The sequence below is a fragment of the Nocardia sp. NPDC003999 genome (genome assembly GCF_053604885.1).
Genome location: NZ_JBSGIB010000006.1, coordinates 321,340 through 338,952 on the forward strand (window position 1 = coordinate 321,340; position 17,613 = coordinate 338,952).

Sequence of the window (17,613 nt, forward strand, 5' to 3'; positions counted from 1 at the left end):
CAGCCACTGCGACATATCCCACAGCGCGTTATAGCGTCGCGTGGCCTCGGCGAGCTGTTGGCGGTCAGCGGTGTTCACGGCATCGAGCGGTGCCCCCGCGGCCACCATCTCCCCGAAGATCGTTTCGGCCACCTCGCGCAGCCGTTTTGTCTCTTTTGGCCGGAGGTGGTCCGCGGGCCGGGTCACGATAGGCGTGTCTGTTCGGGGGCCGGTCTGTGCCCACACCTCCGCGACGGCGGCGAGAGCCGATCCGAGCCGTATCTCCGCGGCGTCCTGCCGAGCCCGCAGGACGGCAGGTGTCCCTTCCCGCAGCCCCTGCTCGTAGGCGGCGTTTTCCTCGGCGGCTTCGTCCGCGCAGGCCAGCCATGTCGACATCTGATGCGCGAACTGCTCCAGCAACCGCAGCCGTTCCGCCGGGACCTGCGCATCCGGCTGGCGCCGCAAGGCCACCAGTTCATCGATCAGAGCGGGTGCTCGATTCAGCACGGAATCGTTCGAAACCTCGACTGCGCCGGAGAGTCTCGCGGCGACCGCATCACGGAGTGCCCGCAACTGCGCGGTTTCACGGGATTCCGCGTTGTCGGGCTGACGGCCTGCGGGAGGGCTTTCATCGGGACCGGTGGCTGCGTGCTCGCTCGAATTCACCGGCTGGTGGGGGTGGATCCGTGGAGCGCCGGGTGGAGGCGTGCTCGATGTCTCTGGTTCGTCGGGGTCGAGATCGATGGCGACGGGATCCGGTCCACGCGATTCCGTCGGCCGAATGCCTTCCGGCTGATCCGTCTGGTGAGCGGCATTCGCCTTGTGTTCCCGGTATTGGCCGCGGACTCGTTCGGCGTCGTCGAGGAGACCGGACTTCTCGCGATACTCCTCGACCAGCGGGAGTGCGCGGGCCTGGCGGGGGTTCAGCTTGCCTTCTCGCCCGAGTTGCAGCAGCGCCCCCAGCAACCTGTCCACCGCTGCCGCGCTCGACAGATCCGCGCGTCCGTTGCTGAGCTCGAGGAGTTGCCGCCGCAGTGCGTCGACTTCCTGCCGCAACGTCTTCAGTTTTTCCGGATCCGCGACCAGTTCCTGGGTTGTGGGCAGTGCAGCCGGATCGTGTTCGTTCGGGTTCGTCGACGCTCGTTGGGTGGAAGCCGGCTGTTCGGGCGGTTCCGGTGTGGCGGGTTCCGGCGCATTGGGTTCGTCGGGGTCGAGGGCGAGGGCGACCGGGTCGATTCGGGTGCCGGGCGTGGGCTGGCGCCGACTGTCGGTGTCCGTGGGTGGGGTGGACCGGTTCTGCGTCTCGTCGTTCGCGTCGGTGGGATCGGGGTTCGAGCTGGCGGTCGAAGGGTCCAGGCCGAGTCCGGTCAGGTCGATGCCGATCGATCCGGGAGTGTTCGGATCGGATGCGGGTGTGTTCGGTGGTTGATCGGTGGGAGTGCCGGACGCCGTAGGTGGCGGCATCGGCACTTCGAACCAGATGGTTTTGCCGCCGGCGCGTTCCAGGATCACACCCCAGACCGAGGCCATTGATTCGAGCATGCCGAGGAAGAAACCGTGGGTGTCGGCGACGATCCCGGTTCCGTCCCATTCGGCGGCTTGGTCATCGGTGAAAGCGGCGGCGCTGACGGTGCCCTGGGTGGTTGCCTCTTGTCGCGCGGGTAGGCCACGGCTGGTATCGGTGATTCCGACGCGAATCGTGCTTCCGTCGATCCGGATTCGTACCCTGGCGTCGCCTTGGTCGGCGTAGCGGTAGACGTTTTGGACGAGGTCGGATACGAGTACCGTCAGGTCGTAGGGATCAGGGTGACCGGCCTGTCGCAAGCGCTGTCGTACTGCTCGCCGCGCGAGGCCCGGGCCCTGTTGCAAGGAGCCCTGCGGTATGGACAGGTCGAGAATGAGTTCGTGGGGTGGTTGCGAGGGGTCGTTGGTGTCGGCCGTTTCGAAAAGCTTGAACCAGACTTGTTTTCCGCTGTCGCGGGGCAGCGCCCATCCCCATGTTTCGGTGTGTGTGTCGAGAAGGTCGACGGCGCGCCACCCGGGGCGGTCGGCGCTCTCGCGCGCCGGCAGGGTGCGGCTGTCGTCGCCGACGTGGATCTCGATCCAGCGTTGACCTGATTGTCCGTGGATGGCAGCGGAGATTTCGGGTGTCCCGCCGCCGTCGTCGCGGGCTTGCAGCGCGAGCTCCCAGGCGATCGCGGCGGCCCGGTCGGTGTGTTCGGCGATGGGCCAGTCGGCCAGCGACTGGTGCAGCGGTTCGACGGCCGCGGCGATGTCCTGCAGATTCAGGCATCGGGTGGCGGTGTCGACCAGGTGAAGGAGTTCGGCGGGCGCGTCCGGGCGGCGCGTGAGGGCGCGGAGGTGGTGCAGCGGGTCGCTGCTGATGCGGTCGGTCCATCCGGTTCCTGGCTGGGGCAGGCCGAGGATGTGAGCGAGTTCGTGGTCGAATTGTTCTGCCCGGTGCTGCCATTCGGCGCGCTGCTCGGGGGTGGTGGTTTCGCGGGCGAGCTCCTGAGCCTTGGCTTCATGGGCGAGGCGGTCGACCACCCAGCCGGGGAGCCGGGTGAGGTCGGCTCGGTCGACGGCGTCGCGGCGCTCGGCGTCGGTCATCGATCGCAGTTCGACATCGATATGGTCGAGTACCTGCTTGACCGCGCCGGGCAGGCTGTTCTGCAGGGCCGCAGCGACACCTGCGGGGGTATGCGTGGCGGCCGTCGCATTTTCGTCGATTACTCTTGCCGAATCCCAGCTCGACCGTTGCGTGGATAATTCGGTGATGCCGTCCCCGCCTGTCCGGGATTCCGCCGATTCCGAGTCGAGTCCGTCTGGGTCGCCGAGGTCGATGGCTACAGGGTCGGGACCGGACGCACGACCGGTGGTGGGCGAGAGTTGATCCAGGCGGCGCAGAAGCTGGTTGAGCAGGTCGATTTCAGCTTCGCTGATGCCTGAGGCGGCGGCCCTTCGTTCCTCCTCGGCCTCACGACGACCGCGCTCGAAGGCGGTTTCGCCAGGTGGTGGGTGGGCGACTGTGCTGCGTCCAGCCATATGTTGCGCATGCCCGAATGGCATTGTGCCACTCGACTGTGCGTCACTCAGCCGTACCGAGACGGGTATTCCGGCCAGGTGCTGTCCGACTTGCCGGACTGTGTTCATCACGAACGACTTGGCTGTGGCTTCATCCCGATAGCCGAGACCGGACACCATGGTCTCGAGGGACAGCCTGCGCGTGAAGACAGCGCGGATGATCTTCCGTTGCTGGTCCGTGAGCGTGCCGAGCGCTTCCTCCAGTTGGTCGGGGGTAGCTTCAGCCAGCGCCCGTGCCAGCCGGACATCCGATCTGTGTTGCTCGGCAACGAGAATCGAAGCCAGACGTCGAGCGGCGGCGACGGCCGGCCGGGCGGATGTGTCCCGCAGAATAGGTTGCCTTGCAGACAGGTTCGCCAGAGCTTGTCGCTCGGCGGATGATAGTTGTTTACTGGCCTCCGCGATCTGTCCGGAGGTAGCCTCGGCCAGCACTGCGGCAGAACCCAACTCCCCGGTCCTTGCCGCCAAGGCATTTGCCAGTGCGGAGCGGTAGGCGTTGAATCGTGCCGCACCATCGTCTCGGGGCCGGTCGCGCCCGGAAGTAGCCGGGCTGCCGACATTCAGATCGATCCCCCTGCACCGCGCCACCTCCAGCATTTCCGCCCAGTGAGCGGTTCCCAACTTCGCCGCCGCCGAATGCATGGCGGCGCCGACCTCACGGCTCGAAAGTGCCAGCATGGTGGCGATCTCGCGGTGCGAATGACCCTTCGCAACGAGTGCGAGCATGTCGATTTCGCGAGTGGCCATTTCGTAATCCGCTGTTCCAGAACGGATTCGGTCGGTGTCAGCCGCTGGATCGGGTTCCTCTCGTCCGGTTCGCGAGGCTCCGGAGGCGATGTGTGGCGAGGCGTCCGGCAGCGGCGGCGAGACTCGCTCCGCGCGTGGTATATCCGCTATCCGCAGCACACTGTTCTTTTCCTGCCGCGACAACGAACCTATGTCTCGGCCGCGATGCAGACTGTCCGCCAGCTCGAGAAACACCCAGCGCGTGGTGACACCGATCTCGTCGAGGTACCCACGGAGTTCGGTGACGGTCAATTCGGCGAGGCGGCCGTACCTGGGGTCCGATTCGGTGACGCCATCGGCGCGCAGCACTGCCAGCATCTTCGCGCGGAGCGGGTGGAACCATCTGTGCTCCAGTATTTCGCGCGCAGATTCGCGCAATCGTTGAGCGACGTCGCCGCCCGAGCTGGAGGCCGAGCGCCGGAATACATCGTCATTGATCTCCAATGCCAGTTGCACGGCGCGCGCAAGCCGTTCGCTTCGCCGGCCGCCTTTCGCTGATACTCCGAGCAGCGATAGCACGTATCCGAACGTGTCGATCCCATGCTGTTCCCTCAGTTCGGCCGGGTTTGCGGGAGGAGCCGCTTCGACCGTATCGGTGCCGGGCAGGATGCCGGCACGGATAGCCACTGCTACTGTCTGCGGCCGGTTGTGGGTGCCGAGTTTCTCGCGAATACGGGCGAGCGCCTTGTCGACCGCGCTCGACGAAATCTGGAGATCCTCCGCGATATCGGCGTTCGTGTCGCCGTTCGCGACCCGCGTGAGCAGATCGGTTTCGGCGGTGGTCAACTCGGGACCTTCCACAGCGGTTCGGGTGGTCCCCGGCAGGAGTCCGGAGCGGATGGCGACGGCTATCATCGCCGCCCGGTTGTGCACGCGGAGTTTTCGGCAGACCCGCATCAGGTAGTCGTCCACGGTGAGCGGGGAAAGGCCCAGCGTCTGCGCGATATCTTTGCTGGTCTCACCGGTCGCGATCCGAGTGACCACGTTGGTTTCGTAATCGGCCAGCCATATTCGGCCGGTGCCCGGAACGGCGTCGGCAGGGTCGGCGAGCGGGAGGCCGCCGGTTCTTGCCGCGGCAGCCACGATTCCAGGACGGTTGCGAGCGCCCAGTTTCCGGCCGACTCGACCCACCAACTGGTCCACGCTTCTCGGAGAGATCTCGAGGTCTTGAGCGATGTCGTCGCTGGTGTCTCCGTTCGCGATCCGCCCGAGTACGTGGATTTCGCGACTGGTCAGTTGGAGATCTTCGCGACCGGGTGTCTCGCCGTCGGCGCGGGGACTGCCGGGGAGTATACCTGTGCTCAGTGCGATGTACACCGCTTCCGCCCGGGTACGGGCACCGAGTTTCTGGCGAACCTGGGTCGCGTAGATGCTCACGGTCCCCGGGGACAGCCCCAGCTCCTCCGCGATCTCAGGGCTCGTCATATCCGCAGCCATCAACCGGAGCACTGTGAACTGGCGGTTTGTGAGCCCACTATCCGTCTGCTGTGACGAGTCGGTCGCATGCGTTTCGGCGTCTGTTATCACCTGCTCGCCGGCGTCGACCAATCTGTTCAGCGCGCCTCTTTGCACCAAGCTGATCGCTGCACCACGCCGCATCCCGTCCACCGCCTCGGTGACGTGTTTGCGCTGCGTGGCATTCAGCCCGAACCAGCCGTCTACTAGGCCTCGCACGATGCCGTCCAGCCATTCGCTGGAATTCGTGCCCACATCGGCACGCCATCGGTGCGCCTCCGCGATCCGAAAGGCCATGCGGTTGAGCTCCTGTGCCACCTGCAGGAGCGGCCGCAAGTCGCGGCCGACTGGCGAGGCCGGAAGCCCGAGTCGGGCAAGCGCTTCCCGGAGTGAGGCCCGGCCGTATCGCTCGCGCAGCTCGTTGAACGCCGTTGCATCCCCCTGCCGCGCGCGCTGCAAAGCGGTGTCCGGCTCGTCGGAATCGCCGAGGTCGATCGCGACAGGATCGATGCGCGTGCCGGATGTCGCCTCACGGTCACTGGCCGATTGCTGTTCGCTGGCCGCTTGTGATTGCTCTGCCTGTTGCGCCGCCTGCACGGTGGGACGCAGGCCGTCGGTATGCAGCTTGATTTCCGCGCGCGCGATGTACCCGTTCACCGTGTTGCGGGACAACCCGAGCCTGGCCGCGATCTGTCCGGAAGTCAGGCCCTCGGCGAGTAGCGCGAGTACTTCCCTTTCCCTGCCAGTGAGTGCGGTGGGGTGCTGCTCCGCGAGGGCGGAACGGAACGCCTGGACGGTGTCCGCGGGGACCGTGCCCGTGATGGGGGTATACGGCAAGTCCGCCACCACCAGTCGCAGAGTCTGGAGCTGCTGAGGTGACAGATCGGTGCGCTTCGGGGACGACGGCACGGTGCCGTCGGGAAAACCGCTCGATTGTGCGTTCGTGGGCATACGGACGGGCCCCTCGAATCCCACCCGCTCGGCCAGTCGGACGAGCAGCCGGTTCGACTGGTCCGGCGTCATCCCGAGCACGGCGGCGAGGGAATCTTCGGTGATGCCGTCGGCGATCAGGCGCAGGACGTGGAATTCGCTCTCCGACAGTGCGATCGCGTCGACCGTCCCCATCGGCCCGTCCGGGTGATACCAGAACCCGATCTCGTCGGCCGCACTGCGCACCAGCCGCATGTCATCGTGCGTGCCCGAGCCTTTCACCACATCACGGACCGTGGCCTTGGCCGCACCCGCTGCCTCGGCCAATGTGTCGCGAGGCGGCTGCGGCTTGATCCGCGCGGGGACGAACTCGTCGCCGATCCAGCGCGCCGGACGAACGCGACGCGTCACGAAGTTCGGATCGGTGAGGGCCGCGATGTCCGCGCGGTCCGGCGGTACACCCAACCGGTGAGCCGCGGCCAGGACGCGTTGCGTAGTCTCGCCGTGCCACGGCTGCTTGACGCCGAATCGTCCGTTGAACACGCTGCTGACATACGACTCGCCCACACCCGCCAGCCGGGCGATATCGGCTCGTGTCGGTTTCTGCTCGGTTTGGCTCGGGCGCAGGGTGAGGTAGCGCTCCGCCAGACGGCGCGTCTGTGGCGCGACGGTCTCGTCGGCGGCCAGCACTTCGGCGTGCGTGCGGGTCAGTTCGTCGTCGGCGACGCCCACCTGCTGCGCCAGCTGGCTGCGCAGCGTGTGGATCTGGACCGGATCCAGCGGGACTGCCGCCAGCGGTTCGAGAGTGGCACACAGGAAGGTCTCACTCGCGGCGACAAGGTGTTCCACCTCCGGCGAGTCCGTCAGGCTCGTGATCCAGTACAGCTCGGCCAGCACCTCGCCCGTGGTCATCGGCCGGGGCGGGCTCAGGTCTTGCAACCCCAGCAGTGCCCGCAACTCTTGGTCGAGGGTCCGACGCCGATTGTCGAAACCGTTCTGGTCCAGTGGATCAGCCTCAGGGTCGGCCGCATCCAGCGGTCCGGATTCTTCGTCGTCGCGCCGCTCCAGCTCCGCAAGCGCGCCCTCGTGAGTGGCCGCTTCCTGATCCGCGTGCAGTTCGAGCTGGGACCGGATCCATCGACTCAGTTCCTGACCGTCGATGCCGGTCGCGGCGGTGGGCATGGCTCGTGTCTGTTCCGCGACGAGGGTGAGGGCGAGGCGTACAGCTCCCCGCGTCACCGCAGCGGGTGGCAGCCGGAGTTGCTCGGCCAGCGCGCTCTGGGCCGGGTCCGAGGCCACTTCGGCGGGCTGGGCCGATGGTGACTCGCCGGATCGGTCGATGTCGGCGGGGATGGACGAGGCCTCGTGGGAGTCGGGTGTCGACTCTCGGTCGGTATCCGTCGCCGTTGCCCGCCGCAGCGCGTCCGTGACGCGTGCCTGCAACTCCTGGTCCGGGGCGTCCGCGCGATCGTCGACGGCGATACCGCTGTGCAGTGCCCAGGCGACCAGCCCGGCGGTGTCGTCGATACCGAGTTTGGTGCGTAGGCCGCGCCGGATGTATTTCACCAACGGCACCGAGAGGCCCAGCTCTGCCGAAATAGCCGGGTTCGTGAACCGCCGGGCCACTAGGCGCAGGACACTGGTCTCCTGCGGTGTCAGACCGACGTCGGCCGTCGGTTCGGGTATCGGTTCCGGGTGTTCGGCCGACCATGCCCGCTGCGCCGCCATCAGTAGCACGGCCCGATCAGGGGTTCCGAGCTTCACCGCGATGCTGTCGAGTTCGTTGATCACGGTGGCGTGTGATCCGCCCAACGTGCGAGCGATCGCTTTGAGTGACAGGCCTTGCGCGGCCAGCCGCAGCACCTCGGGTTCACGCCCTGTCAGTTCGGACGGGTGGGTGGCGATCCGAGATCGGAAGGCGCGCAACGTGGCCCAGGACACCGCTGCCGGATCACGGCTCGTGCCCGGCAGCGACTCGGCCAGCGCCTCGAGCCTCTCGTGCTGCGATGACGGTTCTCGTCGCTGCGCCGACACCCGGATCCTGCCGCGCGTACCGATCTTGTCGGCCAGTTGCACCAGCAAGGGATCCAACTGGCTCCGCGGCATGCCGAGTGCGGTTGCGAGGGCCTCGGGTGGCGCTCCCTTGGTGACCAGATGGAGCAGGAGCGCCTCGACTTCGCTCAGTTCGACGGTCCGCGCCTCTGCGGGAGGCGACTGGAGGCTACGCGCCCGGTCTGCGAGTTCCTCGTGATCCGAGGTGCCCAGCTTGGCCTGGATTTGGACCCGATAGCCCCGTGCCGTAGCTGCCGTAACTCCCAGCTGGTCACCGATCGCCTGATCTGTGAGATCGGCCGCAACCAGGTCGAGAACCTCGCGTTCGCGCGGAGACAGGTCGACGTGCTTCCGCGTTGCCGCGGAGTGGGGATCGCCGGGCTGGAACGCCCCCTGCCGCTGTGCCGCCAGCAGCCCGGGCAGCCTGCCCTCGACACCCAACCGGCCGGGGAGCGCGGCCATGAACGTCCGCACCCGATACCGCGTCGTCGCCAGCTCGGTAGCGATTTCACGATTGTCCAGGCCGTTCGCCGCCAGCTGGAGGATGGCGACCTCGTCCGGAGAGAATTCGACGTCGACGTGCGGGCCGGATGGTTCGTCCAGCCATCCCTCCCGATCTGCCGCGAGGACCGCGGGAATCACACTCGGGCAGCGGAGTTTGGCGCACGCATGCCGGGCGTAACTCTGGACGGTTTTGTGCGAGATCCCCATCAGCGGACCGATTTCGGGGTATGACAGGCCGCGCGCACTCAGGCGCAACACCTCGAGCTCCCGGGGGGTCAGCCCGCCTCTGTCGGGGATCGCAGCGTCGGATTCGGTCCGATCTGGTTCCGCAACCACCTGTGCGGGAGATTCTCCGGCTGCCCGGACGCGAGCGACTGCCGAGGCGAATTTGCGAATCGGAGCCCACAGCAGAGGGTCCATGTCCTCGCCGGGAGCCGGTAGCACCGCTGCGGCCGTCCGGTCCGACTGGCCCGGCCAGAACTGGCGCAGTACCCGCTGCTGGTTCGGTTCGAGCCCGGCCTCGCGGAGAGCGCGCCGCAGATCCTCGGGGTCGGCATCGGCCAGGGCGCGGGCTACCGCATCGCTCCGTTCGATCGACGGGCCGGCGACGTAGATCGCCAAGATCTGTCGCCGGAAACTGTCGAAAGCAGCACGCCTGGACGCCTGGACTGAGCGAGGCAAGTTCGGGACGGGCCGTGTCGGGTCCGGCTGCGCATCGTCGGGGGCGCCGAGGTGGATCGGGGCCGGGACAGCTGCCTGCGCGTGGGACCGACTGTGCTGCTGCCAGAACTCAGGTGGGAATGCCGACCTGTCGTCAGGTCGCCCGGTCGCCGCACGCGATGAATGGCTCTGAGGCGTTCGCGTTTCGGGCGTCTGTGCGGTGCGGTCCGGGGTCGGCGCGACCGTGGCGCGGTGCTCCGCCTGGAGCCGGGCCAACTCGTCGAGCACGAAACCGGTGTCGGGATTCAGGTATGCGATTTGCTGTTCCGCGTAGTCGGCGCGAGCGGTGGGGGACATAGCGCGCCATTTCGCGGCCAGGGAAGCGGACGGGCCGTTCGAGGCGATGCTCGTGCCGGATTCCGACGCAGTCGGGACCGGACCGCGATAGTCCGCCTGCACCAAAGCATTGCGCTGTTCGGCTTCCCGCAACACCTGGAAATACGGAATGTCGCGAAGCAGGGCTTGCAGGACGTAGGCGGGATGTGTGCGATCGGCCGGTGCGGTCCTGCCGAACGCATTGTTCGCCTCGGCCAGGGCTTCCGCCGGATTGAATACCGCGAGGTCACCCATTTTGGGCTCGTAGGTGCCCATTTCCGTACCCTGTGGCTCTTCGCCCGCAAGTCTTCGGTTGTCTTCCTCTGCCTCCTTCAGCTTTTTCCTGCTGCTGCTGTACGAATCGAGCTGCCCCAGCCAATCGTCGAAATCGAGGTCCGGTGCCAGCATGCCGGCCTTCTTGAACTCGGCGAAATGCGTGTACAGGAATCCGAATGCCCGGGCCTCTTTGGAGTCTTCGTAGTCCTTCCCCTGGACCGCTCCGTCTCGTAGGTGGGCAATCGGCTTTTTGTCGTAGAGCCCCTTCCGTGCGGCTCGATCCTGCAGATGGCCCATCTCGTGACTGACGGCGTCGTACGCGGGATCGCCGGTCGGAGCCATCAGGTGGCCTCTCTGCACCGCCTTCCGCATGGTATTCCGGAATCTCTCCGGGTCACCGAAGAGGTTCTCGTTCAAGACCATGAAGGTCGGGGCGTCCTTTTCAATGCCTTGGGGAGTCCAGATGCAGGCACCGGTATTGCCGACCATGGGGGCGACCAGTATGACGTCGAGCTTGATCTCCTGCCCTGCCGCGAAACCGTCGACAATCGCATTCCTGATCGACAGAGCTGTGTCGACGGAGATTTCCGGTTTGTCCAGTCCGAGTACCTCGATGTCGAACTTCTCGAACAATTTCCGGGCGATGGCCTGCTTGGTTTTTCGATCGGCCTCGGCCCTCCTCGCGGAGTTCGCACGGTCGCGATTCTCGGCCGAGGGTTCCCGTTGCCGGGCCGTCGAATCGGCTGCCGGCCCTGCGACCTCCTGCGCGACCCACCCGAACAGGGTGATCTGAGCGTCGGTGAGGTCGTCGCTGCGGGATCTGGGATCGAGCGCTTCGCTGACGAGTCGGCGTACGGCGGGATTCAGGTGATTAAGGCTGTCGAGCCACGTGTTTCGCGCTTGGCTGAGCAGCCAGTCGCCGATGTCGATGCCCGGGGGGACTTGCCAGCCACCGGCGTCGGCGGCGCCGAGCGTGGCCCGGGCGACGGCGTGCGCCAGGAGCTGGATCCGCGTGGGTGGGGTACCGTGCTCCGAATCCCCGCTGAGTACGGCACACATGGCCTGGGCGGTGGCTGGGCCGAAATGGCGGTCCAAGGCCTGCGCGGCGGACCGATCGCCCTGCTGCGCCCGCTGCAGTGTCTCGGTGCGGTCGCCGGTAGGCAGCTGGTCGAACGGGACGGTGGTGCCCGCAGCGGCCGCCAGTTCCGGCTGGGCGGTCGGCACCTGCGCAATCAACTGGGCGACGGCTGCGGTGTGCGCGTCCTCGAGCCGGTGTCCTTGCTGCAGCACCGTCCCGGCGTCGGTGACGAGTTGACGCTGCGCCGGATCGAGTTGATTCAGGCTGGTGTGCAAAAGATTTCGTGCGGTCTCGCGCACGTGGTCGGCGACGTCGGTGCCGATGGGGATCCCGTGCGACTCGACCTGATCGAATGTCGCGTCGCGGACGGCCTGCGCGACCGGCAGCAACGGTGCGGCCGCCTGTCCGCCGGGTGCGTCCAGCACCCGCAGGAGGTGGCGGAGGGTGCTGTCGCCGTGCTCGTCACGCAGGTTGGCTGCGACCGGTGGGTTACCGGAAGCCAGGTTGGATGCTGCCCCGGCGGCGAGGCCTGCGGCGGTCGGGACGGGGGTGCCGTTGTGGGTGGCGGCAGGCGCGTGCGAGGTCGCATCTGGACCGGTCGCATGCGGAGCCGCGGTCCCCGCGGATCGGGGAGGGGGTTGCTGGGGTTGCTGGGTCGCGGTGCCATGTGCGTCCGTGGGTGGGGCGTTGGCTTGGTTGGCGCTCGCGTACTTGGAGGCGAGCTGATTCTGCTCGACGGCGTCCTTCATCGCCGGGACGGCATGCTTCCACAGGTCGGACTCTGCGTTTCGCAGCGCCGTTTCGGTCCTGTTCAGTTCGATGCGCGTCGCCTCGGTGTTGAGGGCTTCGTGCTGTTCCTGGGCGGCCCGGTGGGCCTTGACGGCTTCCGTGTACTGGACGACCTGCTGCGTGACGCCGTGGTCGGTGACCCTGCCGAGAAAGTCCTCGGGGGAGACGTAGTGCACCGCCGAACCCGGGGTGCCACCGTGCTCCCGGTCGTCGCCGGATCCGCCACGGGCGCCACGACCGTCGACCTGGTCGTTCACCCGCTCGGAGTACGACGGCCCGCCGCTGACCTTGACGTCGACACCGCCGAGATCGATCACCTCCTGCGACGGTGTCGGGTCGGCGCCGCGGCCTCCGTCCTTGTTGGTGATATAGATGGTGCCCTTGTCCCCGAATTCCTCGATCTTCTGCCTGACCAGGGCCTCGGCGTCGGCATTGCTACCGCCGTGCTCGGCGTAGAAATCCGCATCGACCACCTCGAACTTCAGCTCGAATGCCTCGCCGTGTTCTTCCTTCGCCGCTGTGCGGAGCAGGTCGATCAGTCCGATCCGCCCGGCATCCGGGTCGCCCCGGATTTCGCCGTTGTCCATGCACACGACCCACTGCGCACGGCCCGTTTGCTCCCCGTCGACAACATGTGCGTCCCTGACGATGTCGCGGGCCAGCTGAGTAAGTTTCGAATGCGTGTTCTCGTAGAACTTCGGCGGTTCCACGACCCGTTGCGATGTATAGAATGTCGGAAGCTCCGGCACCGGCCCCACGCCGTACAGGTCGTAGGTGATGCCCTCGACGCCCTTCATGGTCCCGGACAAACCAGACGGCTCGAACAGCAATTTGCTGCCGATCAACTGCTGATCCGACATGCGCAGCGAATGTTCCTGATTCGCCCGGACCGGCAGCCCTTCCTTGAGGTCGACGAACTGACCGACGTCCTGCCAGCGCACCTCGGTCGACTTCGTCCTGTCCCACATCGCCTTGTCGTTGGTTTCGTGAGCGAGGATGCCGATCTTCGCGCCCTCGCCTTCGTCCGCCCGGGTGATGTAGTGCGTGCCCTTCTCCAGCCCCCAGCGGGCGTTGGCGGCATCGGCGTACAGCTTCAGCTCCGAGGCGGTGACCGGTCCACCCGCCACCCTCTCCAGCTTGGCGACCGCTGCCGGGGTCGTTTCCGCGGCCCACATTCCCCGGGTGTTCTCCGGCCTCTTGAAATCCGCTGCCGTCAAGCCGTGTTCGCGCTCTGCTGTCGTCAGCCGATCCCAGATCCCCTGCAGTTCGGCGACCACCTCGGGTGGGGCCTCCTCCGCCGCCCCGGGGGAAAGTACGCATTCGGAGTTGCCGTCGAAGATGGTGTCGAATTCGTCGATGGTGAGCTTGCCCGCCGGGAAAGGGTCGTACCGGAGGTCCAGGCCGTGGTCGGATGCCGCGGCATCCAGCCTCTCCTTGATCAGATCGATCGACGGTTTCGTGTTGAGGAAGTCCCGCAGTGCCGTCACCTCTTGGGGCGACATGCCACTGGCCGCGAGCTCGTTCATCATCGAATCCGCGACCTTCAACGCCCGGAACAGGTAGTCCTCCTTCGTGCCCACGATGATCCGGCTACGGCCGGGCACCGGATCCGGCAACGGACCGTCCTGATCCATCCGGACCACATCGATCCCGATATCCGCCTCCGGCCGCGCCACGAACGCCTCGAACTCAGCGGCCAGCTCACCGGCGAGCAGGTCACTGCTGGTCCATGCATGTGCGGTGCCGTGATCGATGGCATCGGCCAGCTTCTTCATCGTCATCACGATGGTCTTGCCCTCGCCTGTCTTCATATCGACCGGGCCGTGCTTCAGCAGCAGAAACGCTGCAACCTGTGTCTCTCGCACCAGCCGATGCCGGTCGTCGCCCCGGCGAATCCACTCGGTCATCGCCGCGATGCGCTCCTCGATGGATCCCCGCACCATCGCGTCGATCAACGACTCCGGTGCGGCGTTCGCCATCGGGCTCGTACCGTCAGCCGTGCTGCCCGGCTCTCGCAACGCCCCGTTGGCGCGACCGGCATCCAAGGCCGCGCGAACTCGCTCCTGCGCAACGACGTCGAACACAGCGTCGCGATCGGTGAGCACCCCAGCCTTGTAGTCGTTCATCAGCGAAACGCCCGCGTTGTCCGAGATTTCGACGAGGTCACGGGCTCTGGCATGAGCTGCGGCGTCATGCTGGGCTACCGCCGCCTCGTACGCATCCCGGCACTCGGCCAACCTCGCCCGAGCCTGGCGGAGTTGTTCCTGAGCGGCCCGCGCGGCTTCGACGGCCACTCGATCCTCCGCCGTGCCCCGCCCGAACAGATCGCGTATCTCGTCGCCGAAGCCGACGCCGGTGGCCCGCTCATGCTGCTCCGCCACCCGTACGGCCTTCTCCTGCCGTTGCAGCTCGGCATGGGCGGCCCGCTCGCGCTCGGCCGCCACTTCGACACGCTGCCGGTGGTGTTCGCGCACCAGCTCGTTCTGCTGCCGCTCGGCCGCATTACGCTGCTCTACCTCGGCTCTCGCCCTCGCACGCGCGTCCGCGGCAGGGTCTTCGTTGCGAGCGGTGGGCGGAGCATCCGAATCTCCCTGTGCGCGAGCGGATTCGGACTCGGGTGGTGGCGCCTCCGTGTCGTCGGGGATATCGGATCCAGTCTTCGCTTGCTGCTCACTCGCACTGTCGTCGGCCGCTCGACCGCCGGGGATATCGTCTCCGCTGGTATCGGACTCGCCGGGCTTCGGTTTCGATGGTCCCGCCTCGTCGACTACATCGGGATGACCTTTGGCCTGTTGCCCTTTCGCGCTGTCGTCGGCCGGGAGTGCGTGCTCCGGTGCGTTCGCCTCGTCCGGATGCGTGGCTCGCGCGGTCTCGTCGCCTGTGGTGCCGTCAGCCGTGCGACCGTGCTCCGACTCCGGTTCGGCGGCCGAGGGTGGTGTGTTCCGGTTGTCATTGTCGGTGGCGTGAGCGGTTGCCGACCCTGAGGGGGCATGGCCGTCCTCGGCCGGCCCGCGCGCTCCTCGGACCGGTTCGACGGCGGGAGGGCGCTCCGCGGCAGCAGCCTTCGGGGCCGACACACGTGGCGGCCGATTGCCTCCGGCAGCACCCGGCGAACCGGCAGCGGGTGTGCCGGGCTGGGCGCCTGCGGCAGGTCGCGCCGGGCCGCCCAACGGCTGCGCGGTCTGCCGCTGCTGCCCGCCCGCGTCCACGAACCTGTCCCCGCCGGGGGAGCGCGGACCGGAATCACCGCGTTGTGGAGCGGGCGACTGGTCGATGGTGATCGTCATACTCGGGGACACGTCGTGGTCCGAAGACAGGCCGTCGGCCGATTCCTTGTGCGCCGCCGGTACCAGCTCGGGCACGGCCGGCTCGGGATCGGTGGCCACGCCAGGAACCCGTTGTGCCCCTCGGCGCTCGGTCGCAGGCACGGTCGTGCTCTGTTGCGCCGATGCGTCGTGCGGGTCGGCCGTGACGGTGCGCGGAGCGGCTTCCTCGTCCGCTGCGACACCTCGTTGCCGTGCCGATGACGATGGCCCGGCCGCCGGATCGTCGCCTCGGGCATCCGCGACGGCGCGGCCTCTCCCGGCCGGCCCCTCGCCCGCCGGATCGTCGCCTCGGGCATCCGCGACGGCGCGGCCTCTCCCGGCCGGCCCCTCGCCCGCCGTGTCCCGGCCGCCGGGATGCGGTCGGGCCGTGGCGGCGGCGTTGTCCGGCACCGCGGCGTGCTCCGGCGAATGCGGTGCCGCCGGCGATTTCTCGGAGCCGACCCGGTTGCCGTGAGCCGACCCGGGCGCGACGTCTGCCGGTCGAGCACTGTCTTCGCCGGTGTCCGCGGGGTGTGGTCGCCCCGAGTGGTCCGGCCCGGCTGCAGGGCGATCATGTTCGGTGGTCTGCCGTGCTGTGCCCGCGTTCTCGGCGGTGCTGTTATTCGAGTCGTGCGGTGCTGGAGGCAGTTCCCCGTCGACAGGAGCTTCAGCGGCGCCCACGGTGTCGGAATCCGGTCGTGCGGCGGGAGCGTTCCGTGACCCGGGCGCCTCCGCCGATGTCGGATCCGTCCCGATGCTCGGCACGCCGACCGGGTTGATGGTGGACGCGATGGCGGCCGCGGGGAAGGTGACGGTCTTGACGGGATTGACGTTGTCGATCAGGGCGCCGGGCATGCCCGCGGGTGCTTCCCAGTCCATGCTGTTGTTCGGCACGGAGAACGGCTGCTCCGGACGCGGCTTGTACTCTTTCGGCGGCGACACATCGGGTTGTGGATTGCCTCCGTCAGCTTTCGGCGTTGTCCCTGCGGGGGCCGGATCAGCAGGTGTGGCAACAGCGTCGGAGGGCGGCTTGACAGACTTGACCGGGTTGAGGTTGTCGGGCGACACATTCGGCACATTCGCGGGCTGCCAGTCGGCATTGTTCAACGGGAGTGTGGGACGGGCTGGTGCGTCCGCGGTTGCCCCGGCTTGGCGCAGCAGCGCCACAAGATTGTCGATCTGTTGTTGCTGATGGGTGTGGGAGGGGTTGTTCGGATCGAAGTCAGCGGTGACGATGCCATGCGAGCGCAGTGCGTCGACGAGCGAACCAGGCGACGGCTCGGCCCTGGTGACCTCCGGTGCGGCAGCGGGGTCGGCAGTCGTGTCGGGAAGTGGTGCCCGGCTGCGCATCCCCTGTGCCGCGAAGGCTGCCGCGCCGATAAATCCGCTACCCATACCGGGGATCAGGCCCTCGGTGAAGGCCTTGCGGCTGAACGGCTGGTCGGACAGCACAAGCGAGACGGCGGTGCCGCCGAGAGCGCCGACGGCTCCGGCTCCGGCGCCGACCATGGTGGTGCCGGCGAGCTGCAGGGCCACCCGCCCCGCGGTGCTGTTGGCGTTCGCGCCGATGGTGGCGACCTTCGGCCCCGCCCAGAGTCCGAACAGCATGCCGAGGGCGCCACCGACACCGCCGGCGGCCGTTGCCACGCCGATGGATTTCCAATCCATCTGTTCGCGGTCGCCCTTGGCAACCTGGATCGCCTGGGCGCCGGCTTGGGTGCCGCCGCCCAGCGCTACTCCCATCACGACTCCGTTGCGCAGCAGCACCATCGAGCCGCGTTCCGCCGCCAGTTCCGCACCGCGTCCGGAAAGGAACGCCACGAACCTCATCCACGCGCGCTGCGCCGCGGTCCGGGTCGCCATCTGTGCAATGGCGGCCTGGATCGGACCACCGGCCGCGAACATCAGGGCGCACCGGGCCAGCTGGATGGCCAGGATCACGGCCATGCTGATGATGACCATCTTCTGCAGCTCGGTGGCGTTGGCGCTCTCGTAGAGCTGTCTGGCGAGGCTGTCGCAATTGGTGGCCTGCTGTCGGAAGCGCTCGGCCGCGCGCCGGTGCTTGTCGGCGATCGCGGCGACGGTCTCGCCGTGTGAGCCCTCGGGCGGCTTTGCCTTGGCTTCGTGGTATTCAGCCTGCTCACGACACCATTCGGCCTTATCCGACCAAGCGTCGGCGGCGCGTCGTTCCGCGTCCTCGTCGCCCAGAGGGAAGTGCCCGGCGACACACATCACTACGACCGGGGGGAGCCAGGCCGGCAACCGCAGCGTCATGTGGGCACGCGTTCATCGATGCGTGTCCGGCAAGCGGCTCCGGGAACGCTACTGCCGCCGCCATCG

At 67.5% G+C, this 17,613-nt stretch carries 1 protein-coding gene (only partly in view); it reads right to left on the reverse strand.

The window, feature by feature from the left end:
- A protein-coding gene (locus tag ACWESM_RS16120) for a sigma-70 family RNA polymerase sigma factor (protein WP_452492332.1) crosses the window boundary here: on the reverse strand, window positions 1–17,547 show its beginning. The gene continues 26,964 nt to the left of window position 1, outside the view; only the first 17,547 of its 44,511 coding nucleotides appear in the window; the start codon lies at window positions 17,545–17,547; its stop codon lies beyond the left edge, outside the window.
- Window positions 17,548–17,613: the final 66 nt, after the last annotated feature.